Source organism: Caldimonas manganoxidans ATCC BAA-369 (genome assembly GCF_000381125.1).
Lineage (GTDB): Bacteria > Pseudomonadota > Gammaproteobacteria > Burkholderiales > Burkholderiaceae_C > Caldimonas > Caldimonas manganoxidans.
This window is the reverse complement of record NZ_KB905941.1, coordinates 14,779-32,304: the sequence shown is the minus strand read 5'-3', so window position 1 is coordinate 32,304 and position 17,526 is coordinate 14,779. Positions and strand designations below refer to the sequence as shown.

The window sequence follows — 17,526 nt, the reverse complement described above, 5'->3', positions numbered from 1 at the left end:
CACCGATGCGTAGACGACAGCTCTTGAAGGCGGCGGCTGCCGCCGCGCTTGCCGGCACGTTCAGCGCGCGCGCCGCAGACTGGCCCGCACGTCCCATCCGCATGATCGTGCCATTTCCTGCCGGCACCTCGCCGGACCTCATCGCTCGCCTGATCAGCGAACCCCTGGGGGCCGCCCTGGGTCAGAACATCGTGATCGACAACCGCCCGGGCGCGGGCGGCAACATCGGCACCGGGCTGGCGGCCAAGGCGGCGCCAGATGGCTACACCTTGCTCTTGACCATCCAAGGGCCGCTGGTCACGGCCCCGATGTTGAATAAGAGCCTGCCCTATGACCCCGTCCGCGACCTGGCGCCGGTCACCCTGGTGGCCACCAGCCCCAATGTGCTCGTCGTCGATCCGCGCCTGGGCGTGGAGACCCTGGACGATTTCGTGCGCTTGGCCCGCTCGCGGCCTGGTCAGCTCAACTATGGCTCGGTCGGCAATGGCAGCGCCTCCCATCTGGCCATGGAGCTGTTCAAGACGCGCGCCGGCATCGACCTCGTGCACGTGCCTTATCAAGGCTTCCCGGCCGTGATCAATGCCATTCTGGCGGGCCAAGTGCAGGCCGGCTTCATGGTGCCTGGGTTGGCGATGGGTCAGGTGCGCGCCGGCAAGCTCAAAGCGCTGGGCGTGACCACGCTGGGTCGCAGCAGCGCCTTGCCGGAGCTGCCCACCGTGGCCGAGCAAGGCTATCCCGGCTTCGAGGCCATCTCCTGGCAAGCCGTGCTGGCACCGGCGGGCACGCCCAAGCCCATCATCGATCGGGTGGCCGCGGAGCTGGTGCGCATCCTCAAGAGCGATGAGGTGCGCACCAAGATACTCGGTCAGTACTTCAGCGCGGTGGGGACCGCGCCGCAGGCTCTGGCGCACCTCATGCGCAGTGAGCGCGAGAACTGGAGCCGGGTGATCCGCGCCGCGGGCGTCCAGCCCGAGTGAGGCGACCCGCCGTTCACACCCCGCCGGCGTAGCCGAGCTGACGCCAGGCATCGAAGACCGCCACGGCCACCGCATTGCTGAGGTTCAGGCTGCGTTGGCCGGGCCGCATGGGCAGGCGCACGCGTTGCGAGGGCGCGAAGCGTTCGAGCAAGGCGGCGTCGAGCCCGCGGGTTTCGCAGCCAAAGACCAGCCAGTCCCCGGCCCGCCACTGCATGGTTGACAGCAGCCGGCTGGCTCGGGTGGTGAAGGCGAACAGACGGTCCGGCGGCGGCTTGGCGACCTGGAGCAAAGCCTCCCAGGAGGCATGCCGCTGCACGCTGGCGTACTCATGGTAGTCCAGCCCGGCGCGACGCATCAGGCGGTCTTCCATCGAGAAACCCAAAGGCTCCACCAGATGCAAGGTGCATCCGGTATTGGCGGCCAGGCGGATCACATTGCCCGTGTTCGGTGGAATCTCGGGCTCGACCAAAACGATGTGAAACATGGCGTGCATTGTCCGGCACCCGGGGGCCGGCTGCTCAGTCGCGCGGGCTGGGCGTGCGTGTCAACACCCAGGCCTGCACCGAACGTGCGCCGGCCGCACGCAAGGCCTGCGCCACTGCCGACATCGTGGCGCCGGTGGTCATCACGTCGTCCACCACGGCCACGCGCAAACCCTGCAGCGCCGCGCGCCGGGGGATCGGCACAGCGAACGCCCCCCGCAGGTTGCGCAGCCGCTGGCTCAGATCGAGCCCCACCTGGCTGGGCGTTTCGCGCTGGCGCTGCAGCAAATCGCTGCGCGCCGGGCAGCCCAACAGGACGCCCAGGCGCCGCGCCAGTTCCCAGGCCTGGTTGTAGCCCCGTTCGGCCAGACGAGCCGGCGCCAGCGGGACCGGCACGATGCAGTCCACCTGCACCGGCGGCTCTTGTCGCCGCAGGGCTGCATGCAGCTGTTGCGCCAAGGCGTCGGCCAAGTCCAGCGCATCGTGGAATTTGAATCGCTCGACCAATTCCTGCCAAGGATAGACATGGTCCCAGGCTGCCACGGCGCGCTCGAAGGCCGGTGGGTGCGTCACACAGCGTCCGCACCGGGCTTGGCCCTCGGGCGCAGGCAATGCGCAGCTCTGGCAGCGCCAACGCGCAGGCGCAAACCGCTGCAGACAGTCGCCACAGATGCGGGCCTCCTGCCAGCTGCGACAGATGGCGCACTGGCTGGGCAGGTGGCGCCCGAGACGTTCGGCGGCATGAACCCAGCGGGTGAACATGGGCCCTCAATATACTGCCGGCCCATGCCGGATCCGATTGCACCGACGGCCGCCGCGCCGACTTCGCCCCGCTTGCGTGACCTCGACCCCGTGGCTTGGGCCGCCTCGTGTCGACGATGGGGGCCCACGGCACCATGGCTGCACGAGGAAGTGGGGCGGCGCATGGCCTCGCGCTTGGACATCGTGAAAACCCGGCCGGCACGCATCCTCGACTGGTGGGCCGCTCGAGGCGGCAGCCACGAGCTGCTGCGGCGCCATGCCCCGACGGCACGCCTGCAGGCGGTCGAGACCCCGGCCGTGCTGCACAGACGGGCCCAGTCATTGGCCTGGTGGCAGCGCTGGTGGGCGCGGCGCGATGCCGTGCTGGCCGACGATGCCGTGCCGCCGTGCTCGGCCCAGTTGCTGTGGGCCAACATGATGCTCCACTGGGCTGCCGATCCGGTCGAGGTGATGCAACGCTGGCATGAGGCCCTGGACATCGACGGCTTCGTGATGTTTTCCTGTTTCGGGCCGGACACCTTGCGCGAAGTGCGCGCCGTCTTTCAGCGCCTGGATTGGGGGCCGGCTGGCGTGGACTTCATCGACATGCACGACCTGGGAGACATGCTGGTCCACGTCGGCTTTGCCGATCCCGTGATGGACATGGAAACGCTCACGCTGACCTGGGACGACGGCCAGCGCATGCTGGCCGAGCTGCGCAGCCTCGGGCGCAATCTCCATCCGCAGCGTTTCGCCGGCTTGCGCACGCCGCGCTGGCGCGAGCGCTGGCTGGCCGAGCTGCCCCGCAGCCATGACGGTCGCTGGTCATTGACCTTCGAGATCGTCTATGGACATGCGTTCAAGCCGGCGCCCAGCGTGAAGATGGCGCCGCAAGCCCGTGTGTCTTTGGACGACATGCGCGCCATGGTGCGTCGATCCCGCCCTGTGGGCCGGTGAACGCCGCAGCCAGTGGAGCTGCGGCGGCCTTGAGCTGCCTCAAACGGCATTGTGAGGGTTGTTTGCGGTAAGTTAAACTCTCATAGTTTGGTTGGGTGGCTTCCCCATCGGCTTCGTGTGCGGGCGCTTCCGAACCAGGTGAGTGGAGCAGTAGCACCCATGGCGGTGGCCATTTCGGCAAAGATCCCTCGCGACAGTGCCCCCGCAGCGGGAGCTGCCTTGGCATTGTCCGAAGACCCGCCGCAATGGCTGCTCAAACGCAACTGCTGCCTCACGCCGCGCCAACTGCTGAGGATCTATGCGGGGTTGTGCGTGGTGTCATTCGGCATCGCGCTGGTGTTTTGGGCCTTTGGGGCTCGTCTGGTGTTGCCGTTTGCCTGGCTCGAGATGGCCGGCCTGGGGCTTGCCTTGTGGGTCTATGCGCGCCATGCGCTCGATCGTGAAAGCATCGTCATCGAGCGCGGGCGGGTGCATGTCCGACAAGAAGTGGCAGGCCGCGTGACCCAAGTCACTTTCGAGGCGCGTCGTGTCCGTGTGGGGCAGCGCGGTGGTTCGCAGGCGCTGGTCGAGCTGGCCAGCGCGGGCCGGGAAGTGGCGGTGGGGCGGCACTTGCGAGCGGAGCGGCGAGCCCAACTGGCCGACGAATTGCGCGCAGCCCTGCGCGGTCCGCACGGGCAGGGGTGAGCTGGGGTTTGGAAACTGAGATGACCACGATGAAGATCATGAAAGCTCTTTGGCAGCAGGCGCGGCGTCTGGGCCTCGGTCTCGGGGCCTGGGCGGCCTCTGGCGCCGCGCTGGCGTCCGTCAACAGCCTGCCCGGCGGCCCGGCCGTCAATCAGCTCAACCTGCATCCGCCCGTCACGCGCATCGCCGAGGAGCAGCACTTCCTGCATTGGATGATGCTGATCATCTGTCTGGTGATCTTCGTCGGTGTCTTTTCGGTGATGTTCTACTCCATCCTGAAGCACCGCAAATCGGTCGGCGCCAAGGCCGCCAGCTTCCATGAGAGCACCACGGTCGAAGTGATCTGGACCATCGTGCCCTTCCTCATCGTGATTGGCATGGCCCTGCCGGCCACCAAGGTGGTGGTGGCGATGAAAGACACCACCAACGCCGACATCACCGTCAAAGCCACCGGTTACCAGTGGAAGTGGGGGTATGACTACCTCAACGGAGAAGGCGCGGGCATCTCTTTCCTCTCCACCCTGGACGTCACCCATCGCCAGATGTCCGACGCTGGCCAGCCCGCCGGTGACGACTACCTGCTCAAGGTCGACAACCCGTTGGTGGTGCCTGTCAACAAGAAAATCCGCATCATCACCACGGCCAACGACGTGATCCATGCCTGGATGGTGCCGGCCTTCGGGGTCAAGCAAGACGCCATTCCCGGCTTCGTGCGCGACACCTGGTTCCGTGCCGAAAAGACCGGCGACTATTACGGGCAGTGCGCCGAGCTGTGCGGCAAGGAGCACGCCTACATGCCCATCCATGTCAAAGTCGTCACCGAAGAGGAATACGGCAAGTGGGTCGACGAGCAACGCAAGCTCATGCAAGCCAAGGCCGATGATCCCACCAAGGTGTGGGAGCTGGCCGACCTCATCGCCCGTGGCGAGAAGGTCTATGCCGCCAACTGCGCGGCCTGCCACAAGGCCGATGGGTCTGGTGCCGGTCCGATCAAGGCCCTGGTGGGCTCTGCGGTGGTGCTCGACTCCGACAAGAGCAAGCAAATCCACATCTTGCTCAATGGTGCCGGCAACGGTGCGATGCCGTCCTGGAAACAGTTGAGCGACACTGAAATTGCCGCGGTGATCACCTATACCAAGAATGCCTGGACCAACCGAACCGGGCAGATCGTGCAGCCGGCTGAAATTACCGCCGCCCGCTGAGCAGTTGAAGAAAGGACCGACGAAACATGAGCGCTGTTCTCGACAACCACGGTCATGCAGTGGGCGGTCACGCCCACGGCGACCACGCCCATGACCATCCGCATGGCTGGCGCCGCTGGGTCTTCGCCACCAACCACAAAGACATCGGCACCCTGTACCTGCTGTTCAGCTTCACGATGCTGATGGTCGGTGGTGTGCTGGCCCTGCTCATCCGTGCCGAGCTCTTCCAGCCTGGGCTGCAAGTGGTCAACCCCGAGCTGTTCAACCAGCTCACCACGATGCACGGCCTGATCATGGTCTTTGGCGCCATCATGCCGGCCTTCGTGGGATTTGCGAACTGGATGATCCCGCTGCAGATCGGCGCCTCCGACATGGCCTTTGCGCGGATGAACAACTTCAGCTTCTGGCTCATGATTCCCGCGGCCATCATGCTCGTGGCCTCGTTCTTCATGCCCGGCGGCGCGCCTGCGGCCGGCTGGACGCTGTATGCGCCGCTGACGCTGCAGATGGGGCCCTCGATGGATGCTGCGATCTTCGCGATGCACATCATGGGCGCCTCGTCCATCATGGGCTCGATCAACATCATCGTGACCATCCTCAACATGCGTGCCCCGGGCATGACGTTGATGAAGATGCCGATGTTCTGCTGGACGTGGCTGATCACCGCTTACTTGCTGATCGCGGTGATGCCCGTGCTGGCCGGCGCCATCACGATGACGCTGACCGATCGTCACTTCGGTACGGCCTTCTTCAATCCGGCCGGCGGCGGCGACCCGGTGATGTATCAGCACATCTTCTGGTTCTTCGGCCACCCCGAGGTTTACATCATGATCCTGCCGGCCTTCGGCATCATCAGCCACATCGTGCCGGCCTTCGCTCGTAAGCGGCTGTTCGGTTACACCTCGATGGTGTATGCCACGGCCTCGATCGCCATCCTGTCGTTCATCGTGTGGGCCCACCACATGTTCACGACGGGCATGCCCGTGACGGGTCAGCTCTTCTTCATGTATGCGACCATGTTGATCGCCGTGCCTACGGGCGTGAAGATCTTCAACTGGATCGCCACGATGTGGAAGGGTTCGATGACCTTCGAGACCCCGATGCTGTTCGCCGTGGGCTTCATCTTCGTGTTCACGATGGGCGGCTTCACCGGTCTGATGCTCTCGATGGCCCCCATCGACATCCAGTTGCAAGACACCTACTACGTGGTGGCTCACTTCCACTATGTGCTGGTGGCCGGCTCGCTGTATGCCTTGTTTGCCGGTTACTACTACTGGTCGCCCAAGTGGACCGGCGTGATGTATTCCGAGACCCGCGGCAAGATCCACTTCTGGGGCTCGTTGATTTTCTTCAACATCACCTTCTTCCCGATGCACTTCCTGGGCCTGGCCGGTATGCCGCGTCGCTATGCCGACTACCCGATGCAGTTCGCCGACTTCAACGCGATCGCTTCGATCGGCGCCTTCGGGTTCGGCCTGATGCAGGTCTACTTCTTCCTGTTCATCGTGCTGCCGGCCATGCAGGGCAAGGGTGAGAAGGCGCCGCAGCGCCCCTGGAACGACCCGGACGGCCAAGGGGCCGAGGGCCTGGAGTGGGAGGTGCCCTCGCCGGCGCCGTTCCACACCTACGAGACGCCGCCCAAGCTGAATGCGGCAGCCAACAAGGTGGTGGGCTGAGCCGACGGCGCGGAGGACTTGCACCATGACGCCTGAGCAGCGCAAGCGCAACGTTCGCCTGGCTTTGATCCTGGCGAGCGTCGTGGTGGCCTTCTTCGTCGGCTTCATCGTGCGCATGGTTTATTTCGGTGGCTGAGGACATGGCCGCGCAACACGAGGCAAACCGCAGCGCCATCCGCCGGGACAACCGGCGCATGGTGGGCAAGCTGCTGGTCATCACGGTGGTGATGTTCGGCTTCGGCTATGCGCTGGTGCCGATGTATCGGGCCATTTGCGATGCCTTGGGCATCAATGTGTTGTCCTTGAGCGAGCGGCAAGTGCCCGGGACTGCCTCCACTCGAGGCGCGGCCGTCAACACCCAAATCGACACTTCGCGCACCATCACGGTGGAGTTCGACGCGAACGCCCGCGGACCTTGGGACTTCAAGCCCGCGGTGCGTTCTCTCACGGTGCACCCTGGGGAATTGGCCACGGTCATGTACGAGTTTCGCAACGTGCAAAACCGTACGATGGCGGCGCAAGCCATACCGAGCTATGCCCCCAAACAGGCCACGGCCCACTTCAACAAGCTGGAGTGCTTTTGCTTCAACGAGTACACCCTGCAGCCGGGGGAGTCCAAGCAGTGGCCGGTGGTTTTCGTGATCGACCCCAAGCTGCCTCGTGATGTGACGACGATCACCTTGTCCTACACCTTCTTCGAGGTCAAGGGCAAAGGCATGGCGTCGGACCGTTTGCAGTCGGCGGCCGTGGCGCAGGAGGCACGTCTGTGAGTGCGCCCGATCTACGGCCGGGGGCCGATTTGCGCGAAGCCGTGCGACGCCGCGGTTCGTGGTGGCAGACGGTCAAAGCCGTCGCTTGGTCGTTCTTTGGCGTGCGTCGCTCGGCCGACCATGCGCAGGACGTGAACACGCTCAATCCCTTGCATGTGGTGCTGGTCGGCCTGGTGCTGGCGGCGCTGTTCGTGCTGGGGCTCATCGCGCTGGTGAACTGGGTGGTCGGCAGTGGTGCGGCCGCCGGGGTTTGAGGACGATTGAACACGCTCCGTCCAAGATGCGGAGCCAAGAATCGAGAAGAGTTCTTAGGAGAAAACATGTCGGCAGCGACACATCAGGGCCAGACGCCTTACTACTTCGTTCCCGGGCCTTCGCGGCACCCGGTCATGGCCGCCATCGGCCTGTTTTTCGTGATCCTCGGCGCCGGACAGTGGGTCAATGGCCACACCTGGGGCGCCTACTCGCTGCTTTTCGGTCTGCTGTGGTGGGTGGTGGTGCTGTTCCAGTGGTTTGGCGATGCCATCCGTGAAAGCGAAAGCGGCTTGTACAGCGATCGGATCGATGTCTCTTACCGCTGGAGCATGAGCTGGTTCATTTTCTCGGAGGTCATGTTCTTCGCGGCCTTCTTCGGGGCTTTGTACTGGGCGCGCGTGCATGCCGTGCCGATGCTGGCCGATTTGAACCATCAGATCCTGTGGCCCGACTTCAAGGCCCTGTGGCCCAGCCAGCAGCCGGGTGTGACCGCCTCTCCGGCCGGTACCGTCGAGCCCTTCCAAACCATGGGGCCCTGGCCGCTGCCGACGATCAACACCGCCTTGCTGCTGGCCTCCGGTGTGACGCTGACGATCGCGCATCACGCCCTGCGCGAGAACCAGCGGGGCAAGACCATCGCCTTCATGTGGCTGACCATCTTGCTGGGCGCCACCTTCCTGGTCGTGCAGGGGTATGAATACATGCATGCCTACCGCGACCTGAACCTCAAGCTGTCCTCGGGCATCTACGGTTCGACCTTTTTCATGCTCACTGGCTTCCACGGCTTCCACGTGTTCGTGGGCATGTTGATGCTGTTGTTCATCACGTTGCGTCTGCACAAGGGTCATTTCACCGCGGAGCGCCATTTCGGCTTCGAGGGGGCCGCCTGGTATTGGCACTTCGTGGACGTGGTCTGGCTGGGCCTGTACGTCGTGGTGTACTGGATGTGATCCACGCGCGCCCCGGGATCCGAGGGGCGGCTTGTAATGCACAAACGCCGCTGCGCTTGCAGCGGCGTTTGTCCATCAGGGCAGACGGTCGGGACCGGGGGCTACTTGACCAGCGGCACACCAGTGGGCTGAATCCAGCCGAGCTGGTAGGCCAACAGAATGCACAGGAACAGGGCGATGGACAGGCCAACGCGCAAGCTCAGTGAGCGCACCATGTTGTTGGTCTTGGGCTTGCCGTCGCGACCGTCTCGCATCATGAACACCAAAGCACTGGCCAGGCTGGCCAGGATGAGCACGAAGGCGACGACGATGAAGACTTTCATACACGGCATTATGCGCCGAGCCGCCGACCATGGCTGAGTCCTCAGGATCGCGGCGTTGGCGGGCCTGGGTCGTGCTGGCGGCCACATTGGTGGGCATGGCCGTCACGGCGTCCCTCGGGCGATGGCAGCTCGACCGGGCGGCGCAGAAGGAGGCTTTGCAGGCGCTGCTTCGTGAGCGCGCCAGTTTGCCACCGGTGCGTCTGGACACGCTCACGCCGGGAGCGCCGGTGCCAGAGGATTGGCTGCACCGCCGAGCGCTCGTGCGTGGGCAGTGGCTGAGCGGCCACACGGTGTTTCTCGACAATCGCCAGATGGTCGGGCCGCAGCCGGGCTTCTTCGTTCTGACGGCCCTGGTCGTCCAAGGGCGTGGTGATGTGCTGATCGTGCAGCGCGGATGGGTCCCGCGCGACGGGCGCGATCGCACACGCATTCCCAGCATTCCGACGCCCGAGCATGAAGTGGTCGAGCTGGTCGGCCGGATTGCCCCCCCGCCGGCCAAGCTCTATCAATTCGCGCAGGAGTCCTCGGGGGTGATCCGGCAAAATCTCGACCTTCAGCGCTACGCTGAGGAAATCGGCCGGCCGGTGTGGCCGGTCACTCTCGTCCAGACCGAATCGGCACCGGGCGTTGCAGATGGCCTGTTGCGCCAGTGGCCCGAACCCTCGGTGGATGTTCACAAGCACTACGGCTATGCGTTCCAGTGGTTCGCGCTGTGTGCACTGATGGCAGGTTTGTATGTCTGGTTCCAAGTCCTCCGTCCCCGGCGCCGACGCGGCTGAGGCCACCGTGGCGGCTCGTGAGCTCGAGCCCTTGAGTTTCACGGTGCACAGCATGCCGCGTCCGGGCCTGGACGAACGCAAGCGCCTGGGGCGCTTGAAAATGCTGCTGGTGCTGCTGGTTTGCGCCGCCCCGGTGATCGCTTCGTATTTCACCTACTACGTGATCCGGCCGGAAGGGCGCACCAACTACGGCCATTTGATCGATCCGCAGCGGCCATTGCCTGCGCTGAACTTGCGCGACTTGCACGGCCAGCCCGTGGCGGCCGACAGCTTGCGGCATCAATGGTTGATCGTCGTGGTCGGCTCCAGTGCGTGTAATGCCGTGTGCGAGCGCAACCTGTATTTGCAGCGCCAATTGCGCGAGATGACCGGCAAGGATCGAGACCGCATCGACAAGGTGTGGCTGGTGACCGATGAGGCGCCGATCGCACCGGCACTGCTGCAAGCGATTGCCGGGGCTCAGGTGCTGCGTGCCTCGCGTGAGGAGGTGGCCGCTTGGCTGGAGCCCGAGGCGGGGCACGCCTTGGAAGACCATCTGTACCTGGTCGATCCGCTGGGGCATTGGATGATGCGCTTTCCCGCCCAGGCCGATCCGGCCCGCGTCAAGCGCGATCTCACCCGCTTGCTCAATGCCTCGCAACACTGGGACCGGGCCGGTCGCTGAGCGGCAACCATGGACACACAAGCGCTTTATGACCTGACTCCGATCGCGCGCCTGGCCTTGCTGGGCATCGTGATCGCTCTGGGCCCCTTGACCTGGGTATGGCTGCGCAACCGGGACGCAACGCCCGGTGTGCGCTTGGCCGCGTTGACGGCTTTGACGCTGTTCTTGACTTTCGACCTGGTCGTCTTCGGGGCTTTCACTCGGCTCACCGATTCGGGCTTGGGCTGCCCGGACTGGCCGGGCTGCTATGGGGCCGCCAGCCCGGTGGGAGCCCGTGCCGAAATCACCGCCGCCGAGACGGCCATGCCCACCGGGCCGGTCACCCACAAAAAGGCGTGGATCGAGATGATTCATCGCTACCTGGCCACCGGGGTAGGGGTGCTCATCGTGGTGATGGCCATCACGAGCTGGGTGGAGCGCCGGCGTTTGGCGTTGTCGCCCTGGTGGGCCACGGCCACTTTGGTGTGGGTGTGCATCCAGGGGGCCTTCGGGGCCCTGACGGTGACCATGAAGCTGTACCCGGCCATCGTGACGGCTCATTTGTTGGGCGGCTTGCTGCTGCTGGCGCTGTTGACGGCCCAGCATCAGGTGTACCGGGCCCGTCCACTCGCCCTGGGGACGGGCATGCGGCGCCTGGCCTGGGGGGTGTTTGCGCTGCTGTGGCTTCAGATCGCCTTGGGCGGCTGGGTCAGCACCAACTATGCCGTGCTGGCCTGCCCTGATTTCCCCACCTGCCATGGTCAATGGTGGCCACCGATGGACTTCCAACAGGGGTTTCAGATCGCGCGACCGCTGGGTGAGCGTCGGGATGGCGGGTATCTGAGCTTCGATGCGTTGACCGCGATCCATTACACGCACCGCTTGGCGGCTTATGTCGTGCTGGCCGCGCTGCTGGCCTATGCGGCGCTGCTGTGGCGTGCAGGTCGGGCCTTTGCCCGGCAGGCCGGCTGGCTGCTGGCCGGTGCCGTGTGGCAATTCGTCAGTGGTCTGAGCAATGTGGTGCTGGGCTGGCCGCTGGTGGCCGCGCTGGCCCACACCGCCGGTGCGGCGGGCTTGGTGGTCGTGGTCACGGCCTTGTTGACCCGGGCGCACCTGGCTCGGCATGAGCGCTGCGCGGCGCAGGCCCATGCCGCCGCCCTGGCGCACGGCGGCCGCCGGCTCACGACCTAGAATCCCAAGGCGACATTCATGTCCGGAACCCTTGCCACTTCCGCAGCCGTGACCTCACGGTTCTTGCAGTTCTACGCGCTGACCAAGCCGCGCGTGGTGCAGCTCATCGTCTTCTGTGCCGTCATTGGCATGCTGTTGGCCGTGCCCGGCTTGCCCGACTGGCGCGTCGCGCTGGCTGCCACGGTGGGCATCTGGCTGGTGGCGGGTGCGGCGGCTGCGTTCAACTGCCTGGTCGAACAACACATCGATGCACGCATGCAGCGCACCGCGTGGCGTCCGACGGCCAAAGGCGAGCTCACCAACGCGCAGACCTTGCTGTTTTCGGCCTTGTTGTGCGCGGCGGGCATGGGCTTGCTGTACCTGGCCGTCAATCCGTTGACGATGTGGCTGACCTTCGGCACCTTCGTGGGCTATGCCGTGATCTACACCGTGGTGCTCAAGCCGTTGACGCCGCAAAACATCGTGATCGGTGGCGCCTCGGGAGCGATGCCGCCGGTGCTGGGCTGGGCGGCCATGCGCGGCGAGGTGGGCCCCGAGGCGCTGATGCTGTGTCTGATCATCTTTCTGTGGACACCGCCGCACTTCTGGGCTCTGGCGTTGTACCGTGCCGAAGACTACCGCAAGGCTGGACTGCCGATGCTGCCGGTCACGCACGGGGCCGAGCTGACGCGCTTGCACATCTTCCTGTACACGTTGATGCTGTTGTCGGCCTCCTTGCTTCCTTTCATCTATGGCATGAGTGGCTGGATTTATCTCGTGGCGGCGCTGGTGCTTGGCGGCTGGTTCATCGCTTACGGCTGGCGCCTGTGGCGGGCGTATTCCGATGCGCTGGCGCGGCGCACTTTTCGCTTTTCCATCGTGCACTTGTCGCTGCTGTTCGCGGCCTTGCTGCTCGATCACTATCTGAGGCTTTGGTGATGGTGGTAATGCGACGTCGATCTGTGCTGCTGCTCGGTGCAGCGTCCTTGGCCATGGCCGGCTGTGACCAGGTCAAGAGCCTGTTGGGGGTTGATGCCCACCGATTCCACGCCATCGACATCACCGGCGCGCAGTACGCTCGCAATTTCGCGTTGAGCGATGCGCAGGGGCGCGAGCGCACCTTGGCCGATTTCAAAGGCAAGGTGGTGGCGATCTTCTTCGGCTTCACGCAGTGTCCCGATGTGTGTCCCACGGCTTTGCTCGAGCTGGCACAGGTCAAGCAGGCTTTGGGCGCCCAGGGCGATCGCTTGCAAGGGGTGTTCATCACCGTGGACCCCGAGCGCGACACGCCCGAGGTGCTCAAAGCCTATGTGCAGGCGTTCGACCCCAGTTTCGTGGCTTTGCGCGGGTCACCCGAGCAGACGGCGGCCGTGGCCCGCGAGTTCAAGGTCTACTACAGCAAAGTCCCGGGCAAGACGCCCGATAGCTACACGATGGATCACACGGCCGGCTTGTATGTGTTCGATGCCCAAGGTCGCGTGCGTCTGTTCGCACGCCACGGCCTGGGAGCACAGGCACTGACCGAAGACATCCGTTGGCTGCTGGCCTCAGGCTGAGTCGGCCCGCCCTGGGTGCAGGTCTGGCGCGGCGGGCCGTCTGTTGCAGGACTGTTCTGCCAAGGGGCGGGTGGGGCGTGGGCGGAAGCCCGCTCAGAAGCTGCCGAAGAGGCTGCCCAGGGTCACCACCACGGCCAAGGATACCAGCGGCACCGCCACGGCCACCACGAAGATGTCGGCGTAGGACTGGCGGTGCGTGAGCCCGCAAATGGACAACAGCGTGATCACCGCGCCGTTGTGGGGCAGGGCATCGAGCCCGCCGGTGGCGATGGCCGTGACCCGATGCAGCAGCTCGGGTGCGATGCCGGCCGCCTGACCCAGTTCCAGGTAGGTCTGTCCCAGTGTGCTCAGCGCGATGCTCATGCCGCCCGAGGCCGATCCGGTGATGCCGGCCAGCACGTTCACGGCCACCGACAGCGAGATGAGCGGATTGCCGGGCGACAGGCCCAGCACCGCGTCGCGGATCAGCGCGAAGCCGGCCAGGGAGGCGATCACCGCGCCGTAGCCCACCTGCGAGGCGGTGTTGAAGATGGGCAGCACGGCGGCCGACGCGCCGGTATCGACCGTCTCGCGCCACGAAGGCAGGCGCCGGCCCAGTGTGGCCAGCAGCCACACGATGGACACGGCCAGTGCCACGATGATGGCCCACACGCCGCGCACGGCTTCCAGCGAGGTGTTGCCATACATCGCCTCGGCGAGATAGGCGGTGTCCAGTCGCGGGAGCAGTTGTTCGGCCAGGATGTAGTTGAGCACCACGACCAGCACGATGGGCGACAGCGCCAGGGCCAGGCCGGGCGGGGCCGTCGCCGCAGCACTGGGCGCGGCCTCGGCGAGGTCATAGCCCTCGCCCTGGGCATGCTCGCGCAGCTTGCGGTCCACGGTGACCGGCGCCTGGGCATCATCGCCGTAGTGCTCGCCTGCGCCACGGGCCCTGGCGGCACGCCACAGCAGCCAGGCCAGGCCCAGCCCCAGCATCACCGCGCCACCGATCACCCCCAGGCCGGGCGCCGCAAAGGGCGTGGTGCCGAAGTAGGGCATGGGAATCGCGTTCTGGATGGCCGGTGTGCCGGGCAGGGCCGTCATCGTGAAGGTGAAGGCGCCCAGCGCGATGGCGGCGGGAATGAGCCGCTTGGGGATGGAGGCGGCTCGGAAGAGTTCTGCCGCAATGGGGTAGACCGCAAAGGCCACCACGAAGAGCGAGACACCCCCGTAGGTGAGCAACGCGCAGGCCATCACCACGGCGATGAGGGCGCGCTCATCGCCCAGGCGCGCCACGATGCCTTCGGCAATGGCCCGCGCCGCACCGGTGGCTTCCATGAGCTTGCCGAACAGGGCGCCCAGCAGGAAGAGCGGGAAGTACAGCACGATGAAGCGGCCCAGGGCTGGCATGAACACCTGGGTGTAGCTGGCCAGCAGCGGCGTGCCGGGGCTGAAGAGCACGGCCGCAAGCGCTGCCAGCGGCGCCAGCACCAGGATGCTCATGCCGCGGTAGGCCAGCACCATCAGGAGCGTCAGCGACAACAGGATCCCGGCGATGCTCAGCATGGGGTCTCCAGGGAAAGTTCTCAGCGATAGCTGGACAGGTCCAGCGTCGAGCGGCGGCCAATCTGCCCGAAGTGACGCGCCAGCCAGGCGTCGGCGGTGTCGTGGCCGAGGCGATAGAGCTGCTGCAGAAAGCTCCAGCCGGTGCGCAGCTTGCTCGCAGCGCCAAAGTCCACGAGCGCCTCGGTCGCATCGATGCGATGCAGCTTCAGTGCAGCAAGCTGTCGGAACAGGGGCTGACGGGTGGCGACGGTGGCAGGGTCTTCCTGGGCGAGCAGTTGCTGCAGCAGGGCGATCGATCGAAGCTCCTTGACCAGGCTGCTGTTGAAGGTGATTTCGTTGATCCGGTCGAGGATTTGCTGCGCCGTGGTGGGCGCCGTCTCGCGGCACGTGGGGTTGATCTGCACCAGGACGAGATCGTGCGCCGGGCTTTCGGTGATGAGCGGCAGCAGCGACGGGTTGCCGAGGTAGCCGCCATCCCAGTAGGGCTCACCGTCGATCTCCACGGCGCGAAAGAGCATGGGCAGGCAGGCCGAGGCCATCACCACATCGGGCGTGAGCTCGTGCTGGCGGAACTCGCGCAGCCGCCCCGTGCGCACGTGGGTGGCCGAGATGAACAGCTGCACCCGGTCGCAGCGGCGCACGCGCTCGAAGTCGACCTCGGAGGTGACGATGTCGCGCAGCGGGTTGATGTCCAGGGGGTTGAGCTGCTGGGGCGAGAACATGCGGCTCAGCCAGTCGAGGTAGCCTTGCAAAGGGGACGCCGCCAGGGTCCAGCCGCCGAAAAAGGCGGCGAAGGGCTCGGCCAGCGTGCTGCCGCCGGCCCGGCTCACGCGCGACCAGAAGCGCCGCAGGGCCTCGCGCGCGCCGGCCCGGCCGCCGGCCATCAGGCCGTCAGCCAACACCACGGCGTTCATCGCGCCAGCGCTGGTGCCACTGATGGCATCGAATTCGATGCGCTCTTCCTCCACCACTTACCGAAATCCCAACCCTTATCGGTTGGGATTTTTTTGCCCGTTCTCCCAATGTTGGCGCGGTTCCCCGGCATGGCCTCGCGAGCGCCTCCCCCTCCAGTCCGGCGTTTCCGCCCTCGACGACGCCTCTCTGTTCTCCGTTTTCTCTGGTGGTCACGCGAGCGTTCTTGAGGCCACGTCCTTTGCTGGCGCGGGTTTAGAGGCGGTCGGTTGTGGTTGGAAACTCCCGTGCAGCGGCGACCGAGACACGCCACCGTGGACGATTCTGGTGTCAACAGACGGCAAGAGGGACGAAAATCTCATCCTATGAATAGAAGCGTTCTCTACGCCTTGGCGGCTGCCGTTCTGTTCGGTGCCAGCACACCACTGGCCAAGTTGCTCATTGGGGAAACGTCACCGTTGCTGTTGGGCGGCCTGCTATACCTGGGCAGCGGCATCGGCCTTGGGGTTGCCCGGGCGATTCGTGACCGGGGTTGGCCTCCCTCGGATGTCGCGCGCCACGAATGGCCGTGGCTGTTGGGCGCTATCTTCTTCGGGGGAATCTTGGGCCCCGTCGCCCTGATGTTCGGGCTGTCCCACGCCAGCGGATCTACGGCATCGCTGCTTCTGAACCTTGAAGCTGTTCTGACCGCGCTGATTGCCTGGTTCGTCTTCAAAGAGAACGCCGACCGGCGCATCGTCCTGGGTATGGTCGCCATCGTCGCTGGCGGCGTGATCCTGTCCTGGCCGGTCGGAGCGTCGGGCGGCGACAGGGGGATCGGCCCACTCGCGATTGCATTGGCCTGCGCGTGCTGGGCAATCGACAACAACCTGACGCGCAAGGTGTCGGCGTCGGACGCTTTGTTCATCGCCGGCAGCAAGGGTTTGATCGCTGGCGTGGTCAACTGCACCCTCGCACTCACCTTGGGGTTAACGTTCCCGGCCGCAGCCGTGACCGCGACCATCATGACCCTTGGGCTCTTGGGTTACGGCGTGAGTTTGGTGCTGTTCGTGTTGGCCCTCCGTGGCCTGGGCACGGCGCGAACGGGGGCCTATTTCTCGACGGCCCCGTTCGTTGGGGCTCTTATCGCTCTCACGGTTCTCGACGAGCCTGCTGGCCCTACGTTCTGGCTGGCCAGTGCGCTTATGGCCTGGGGCGTCTGGCTACATCTCACTGAAAATCACGAGCACGCACACACGCACGAGCCGCTCGTACACAGTCACCCCCATCGCCACGACGAACATCACGAACACGAACACGATTTCTCTTGGCACGGGTCGGAGCCTCATGCGCACCAGCATTCCCACGCGGTGGTGACCCACAAACACCCGCATTTCCCCGATGTTCATCATCGGCACGCGCATTGACAGCGGTTGCCCCACTCACCGCAATCAGAGGGAGTTCAACAAAGTCGATTGATCTTCCCAACTACTCGGCCAAGGGCGGCGCAGCATCTTCTCCAGCACGGCGTCGGGCGAGCCCACCAGCCGCTCGACAACCTCCGGGGCCAACAGGGTCAGCCGCAGCAGGCGGCGCACCTGCGTCACGTCCATGCCCTCGACCTCGGCGATCTCGGCCACCGACGCTGCCCGCTGTTCGTCCAGCAGGCGTTGCCAGTGATGCGCCAGTCCGAGTGCCCGCATCAGGGCGCTGTCCTGTGCAGCCACCCGCACCTCCCGGTCTCTGGTGGCCTCTGACAGGAATTCTTGTGGCGCATCCAATGGCGTGATCACCCGACGTCGGACGCCGCGCTTGACCAGCGTCCAGGGAATGAACGTCTCCATCTGCACCCCGCCTGCGGGGCTCGGGATCTGGAACGTGACCGGCTTGCCGGTGACTTTCCCGATGTCCTTCTTGGCCATTTC

21 protein-coding genes are annotated in these 17,526 nt (G+C 65.3%); 15 read left to right on the top strand and 6 right to left on the bottom strand.

The features are described 5' to 3' along the window. Nucleotides 1-5 precede the first annotated feature (5 nt). Nucleotides 6-977, top strand: a complete 972-nt coding sequence (locus F615_RS0108900) for a Bug family tripartite tricarboxylate transporter substrate binding protein (protein WP_026330173.1) — start codon at nucleotides 6-8, stop codon at nucleotides 975-977. A gap of 13 nt (nucleotides 978-990) precedes the next feature. Here the strand turns inward: F615_RS0108900 and F615_RS0108895 are convergent, their stop codons facing one another. Next, nucleotides 991-1,461, bottom strand: coding sequence for a tRNA (cytidine(34)-2'-O)-methyltransferase (locus F615_RS0108895; RefSeq protein WP_019560833.1), 471 nt, complete (start codon nucleotides 1,459-1,461; stop codon nucleotides 991-993). A gap of 34 nt (nucleotides 1,462-1,495) precedes the next feature. Beyond that, entirely contained in the window at nucleotides 1,496-2,221 is a 726-nt protein-coding gene (locus tag F615_RS0108890) for a ComF family protein (RefSeq protein WP_019560832.1), read from the bottom strand. A 24-nt stretch (nucleotides 2,222-2,245) separates the two neighbouring features. On the opposite strand from F615_RS0108890, the gene F615_RS0108885 reads away from it, so the two are divergent. From F615_RS0108885 to F615_RS0108850, 8 genes are all read left to right on the top strand, one after another. Further along, on the top strand, nucleotides 2,246-3,157 hold the full coding sequence (locus tag F615_RS0108885) for a class I SAM-dependent methyltransferase (protein ID WP_245558343.1): 912 nt from the start codon (nucleotides 2,246-2,248) through the stop codon (nucleotides 3,155-3,157). Between the two features lie 219 nt (nucleotides 3,158-3,376). After that, the gene (locus tag F615_RS0108880; protein WP_026330171.1) at nucleotides 3,377-3,841 is read left to right on the top strand and encodes a DUF2244 domain-containing protein; all 465 of its coding nucleotides are present in this window, start codon (nucleotides 3,377-3,379) and stop codon (nucleotides 3,839-3,841) included. 29 nt (nucleotides 3,842-3,870) lie between these two features. Next, entirely contained in the window at nucleotides 3,871-5,043 is a 1,173-nt protein-coding gene (gene coxB / locus F615_RS0108875) for a cytochrome c oxidase subunit II (protein ID WP_371326090.1), read from the top strand. A 26-nt stretch (nucleotides 5,044-5,069) separates the two neighbouring features. Continuing rightward, nucleotides 5,070-6,719 carry a cytochrome c oxidase subunit I gene (ctaD, locus tag F615_RS0108870; RefSeq protein WP_019560828.1) on the top strand — a complete coding sequence of 550 codons (1,650 nt, stop codon included), beginning with the start codon at nucleotides 5,070-5,072 and terminating at the stop codon, nucleotides 6,717-6,719. Between the two features lie 25 nt (nucleotides 6,720-6,744). Next, nucleotides 6,745-6,855, top strand: a complete 111-nt coding sequence (locus tag F615_RS20280; protein ID WP_019560827.1) for a cytochrome oxidase small assembly protein — start codon at nucleotides 6,745-6,747, stop codon at nucleotides 6,853-6,855. Between the two features lie 4 nt (nucleotides 6,856-6,859). Continuing rightward, nucleotides 6,860-7,489, top strand: coding sequence for a cytochrome c oxidase assembly protein (locus tag F615_RS0108860; RefSeq protein ID WP_019560826.1), 630 nt, complete (start codon nucleotides 6,860-6,862; stop codon nucleotides 7,487-7,489). Beyond that, complete coding sequence (locus tag F615_RS0108855; protein ID WP_019560825.1) at nucleotides 7,486-7,743, top strand: DUF2970 domain-containing protein; 258 nt, start codon at nucleotides 7,486-7,488, stop codon at nucleotides 7,741-7,743. Before F615_RS0108860 ends, F615_RS0108855 begins: the two co-directional genes overlap by 4 nt. A gap of 66 nt (nucleotides 7,744-7,809) precedes the next feature. Continuing rightward, the gene (locus F615_RS0108850; protein ID WP_019560824.1) at nucleotides 7,810-8,694 is read left to right on the top strand and encodes a cytochrome c oxidase subunit 3; all 885 of its coding nucleotides are present in this window, start codon (nucleotides 7,810-7,812) and stop codon (nucleotides 8,692-8,694) included. Nucleotides 8,695-8,795: 101 nt separating this feature from the next. Here the strand turns inward: F615_RS0108850 and F615_RS0108845 are convergent, their stop codons facing one another. Continuing rightward, entirely contained in the window at nucleotides 8,796-9,017 is a 222-nt protein-coding gene (locus F615_RS0108845; RefSeq protein WP_019560823.1) for a twin transmembrane helix small protein, read from the bottom strand. Nucleotides 9,018-9,046: 29 nt separating this feature from the next. Here F615_RS0108845 and F615_RS0108840 point away from each other — a divergent pair, with 29 nt between their 5' ends. From F615_RS0108840 to F615_RS0108820, 5 genes are read left to right on the top strand one after another with little or no spacing between them, the layout of a single operon-like run. Further along, nucleotides 9,047-9,796: an SURF1 family protein gene (locus tag F615_RS0108840; protein WP_019560822.1), complete on the top strand. Its 750-nt coding sequence runs from the start codon at nucleotides 9,047-9,049 to the stop codon at nucleotides 9,794-9,796. Beyond that, nucleotides 9,753-10,460, top strand: a complete 708-nt coding sequence (locus F615_RS0108835; protein ID WP_019560821.1) for an SCO family protein — start codon at nucleotides 9,753-9,755, stop codon at nucleotides 10,458-10,460. The genes F615_RS0108840 and F615_RS0108835 overlap by 44 nt, the downstream gene beginning before the upstream one ends. Nucleotides 10,461-10,469: 9 nt before the next feature. Next, complete coding sequence (locus tag F615_RS0108830) at nucleotides 10,470-11,630, top strand: COX15/CtaA family protein (RefSeq protein WP_019560820.1); 1,161 nt, start codon at nucleotides 10,470-10,472, stop codon at nucleotides 11,628-11,630. 18 nt (nucleotides 11,631-11,648) lie between these two features. Then, nucleotides 11,649-12,548, top strand: a complete 900-nt coding sequence (gene cyoE / locus F615_RS0108825) for a heme o synthase (protein WP_019560819.1) — start codon at nucleotides 11,649-11,651, stop codon at nucleotides 12,546-12,548. Nucleotides 12,549-12,556: 8 nt separating this feature from the next. Further along, nucleotides 12,557-13,165, top strand: coding sequence for an SCO family protein (locus tag F615_RS0108820; RefSeq protein WP_033371139.1), 609 nt, complete (start codon nucleotides 12,557-12,559; stop codon nucleotides 13,163-13,165). Between the two features lie 93 nt (nucleotides 13,166-13,258). On the opposite strand, the gene F615_RS0108815 is transcribed toward F615_RS0108820, so the two are convergent. Continuing rightward, complete coding sequence (locus F615_RS0108815; RefSeq protein WP_019560817.1) at nucleotides 13,259-14,710, bottom strand: GntP family permease; 1,452 nt, start codon at nucleotides 14,708-14,710, stop codon at nucleotides 13,259-13,261. 20 nt (nucleotides 14,711-14,730) lie between these two features. After that, a complete protein-coding gene (locus F615_RS18060; protein WP_019560816.1) occupies nucleotides 14,731-15,681 on the bottom strand; it encodes a patatin-like phospholipase family protein in 951 nt (316 codons plus the stop codon). Nucleotides 15,682-15,987: 306 nt separating this feature from the next. Between F615_RS18060 and F615_RS0108805 the strand changes: the two genes are divergently transcribed. Beyond that, entirely contained in the window at nucleotides 15,988-17,028 is a 1,041-nt protein-coding gene (locus F615_RS0108805) for a DMT family transporter (protein WP_019560815.1), read from the top strand. Nucleotides 17,029-17,052: 24 nt separating this feature from the next. On the opposite strand, the gene F615_RS0108800 is transcribed toward F615_RS0108805, so the two are convergent. Continuing rightward, nucleotides 17,053-17,523, bottom strand: coding sequence for a hypothetical protein (locus F615_RS0108800; protein WP_019560814.1), 471 nt, complete (start codon nucleotides 17,521-17,523; stop codon nucleotides 17,053-17,055). Nucleotides 17,524-17,526: the final 3 nt, after the last annotated feature.

What these genes read in the sequence shown, in the direction of transcription:
- F615_RS0108850 (WP_019560824.1), top strand. Translation starts at nt 7,810, where the DNA reads ATGTCGGCAGCGACACATCAGGGCCAGACGCCTTACTACTTCGTTCCC.
- F615_RS0108860 (WP_019560826.1), top strand. Translation starts at nt 6,860, where the DNA reads ATGGCCGCGCAACACGAGGCAAACCGCAGCGCCATCCGCCGGGACAAC.
- F615_RS0108845 (WP_019560823.1), bottom strand. Translation starts at nt 9,017, where the DNA reads ATGAAAGTCTTCATCGTCGTCGCCTTCGTGCTCATCCTGGCCAGCCTG.
- F615_RS0108820 (WP_033371139.1), top strand. Translation starts at nt 12,557, where the DNA reads ATGCGACGTCGATCTGTGCTGCTGCTCGGTGCAGCGTCCTTGGCCATG.
- F615_RS0108830 (WP_019560820.1), top strand. Translation starts at nt 10,470, where the DNA reads ATGGACACACAAGCGCTTTATGACCTGACTCCGATCGCGCGCCTGGCC.
- F615_RS0108890 (WP_019560832.1), bottom strand. Translation starts at nt 2,221, where the DNA reads ATGTTCACCCGCTGGGTTCATGCCGCCGAACGTCTCGGGCGCCACCTG.
- coxB (WP_371326090.1), top strand. Translation starts at nt 3,871, where the DNA reads ATGAAGATCATGAAAGCTCTTTGGCAGCAGGCGCGGCGTCTGGGCCTC.
- cyoE (WP_019560819.1), top strand. Translation starts at nt 11,649, where the DNA reads ATGTCCGGAACCCTTGCCACTTCCGCAGCCGTGACCTCACGGTTCTTG.
- F615_RS0108900 (WP_026330173.1), top strand. Translation starts at nt 6, where the DNA reads ATGCGTAGACGACAGCTCTTGAAGGCGGCGGCTGCCGCCGCGCTTGCC.
- F615_RS0108835 (WP_019560821.1), top strand. Translation starts at nt 9,753, where the DNA reads ATGTCTGGTTCCAAGTCCTCCGTCCCCGGCGCCGACGCGGCTGAGGCC.
- F615_RS0108805 (WP_019560815.1), top strand. Translation starts at nt 15,988, where the DNA reads ATGAATAGAAGCGTTCTCTACGCCTTGGCGGCTGCCGTTCTGTTCGGT.
- F615_RS0108885 (WP_245558343.1), top strand. Translation starts at nt 2,246, where the DNA reads ATGCCGGATCCGATTGCACCGACGGCCGCCGCGCCGACTTCGCCCCGC.
- F615_RS20280 (WP_019560827.1), top strand. Translation starts at nt 6,745, where the DNA reads ATGACGCCTGAGCAGCGCAAGCGCAACGTTCGCCTGGCTTTGATCCTG.
- F615_RS0108815 (WP_019560817.1), bottom strand. Translation starts at nt 14,710, where the DNA reads ATGCTGAGCATCGCCGGGATCCTGTTGTCGCTGACGCTCCTGATGGTG.
- F615_RS0108840 (WP_019560822.1), top strand. Translation starts at nt 9,047, where the DNA reads ATGGCTGAGTCCTCAGGATCGCGGCGTTGGCGGGCCTGGGTCGTGCTG.
- F615_RS0108800 (WP_019560814.1), bottom strand. Translation starts at nt 17,523, where the DNA reads ATGGCCAAGAAGGACATCGGGAAAGTCACCGGCAAGCCGGTCACGTTC.
- F615_RS0108895 (WP_019560833.1), bottom strand. Translation starts at nt 1,461, where the DNA reads ATGTTTCACATCGTTTTGGTCGAGCCCGAGATTCCACCGAACACGGGC.
- ctaD (WP_019560828.1), top strand. Translation starts at nt 5,070, where the DNA reads ATGAGCGCTGTTCTCGACAACCACGGTCATGCAGTGGGCGGTCACGCC.